The organism is Acinetobacter tianfuensis, from assembly GCF_003611465.1.
GTDB classification, from domain to species: Bacteria; Pseudomonadota; Gammaproteobacteria; order Pseudomonadales; family Moraxellaceae; genus Acinetobacter; species Acinetobacter tianfuensis.
This window is the reverse complement of sequence record NZ_RAXV01000103.1, coordinates 1-565: the sequence shown is the minus strand read 5'-3', so window position 1 is coordinate 565 and position 565 is coordinate 1. Positions and strand designations below refer to the sequence as shown.

General features: G+C 34.5%; 1 protein-coding gene. It reads right to left on the bottom strand.

Translation table 11 applies throughout. From position 1 onward, the window contains the following. Nucleotides 1-54: 54 nt before the first annotated feature. The coding region (locus D7V32_RS17740) for a calcium-binding protein (protein WP_171407702.1) at nt 55-565 on the bottom strand (511 nt) is incomplete at its 5' end.

The window sequence follows — 565 nt, the reverse complement described above, 5'->3', positions numbered from 1 at the left end:
TATAAAAAAATGAGGCTATATAGCCTCATTTTCTATTTAAAATATACTATATTGTCAAATAACAAAAGCATCTACTTTAAGCAAATCCTCTAGGCTATTAATAGAGGGTTGATTATTTAGAATTAATAATTTGTTACTTTGGTAATTAGTTCCATTTCCATCTCGATCTAAACTTAAGGTAACGGTAGTACCATTTTTTTCATATAAAATAAATTGGCTTAAATCAGTCATATTAGCATCTCCAACCAATAGATCAGATACATCAATTTTATCACCTTGGCTTAGATTAAAATCTCCCCATGTATCGATTCCATTTCCACCAGTTACATCATTTTCAAAACCTTGAAGAATTTTAAAGATTGCAGTATCAAAATCACTACCACCAATTAAAGTGTCATTGCCTTCTCCGCCATTCAGGATGTCATGTCCATTCCCGCCATCTAAATAGTCATTACCTGTATCACCATTTAGAATGTCGTTGCCATAGCCTCCGTATAGACTATCTTCTCCCGCTCCACCATTGAGTGTGTCATGTGCACTCCAAGCCTTGAGTGTATCTGCTGAG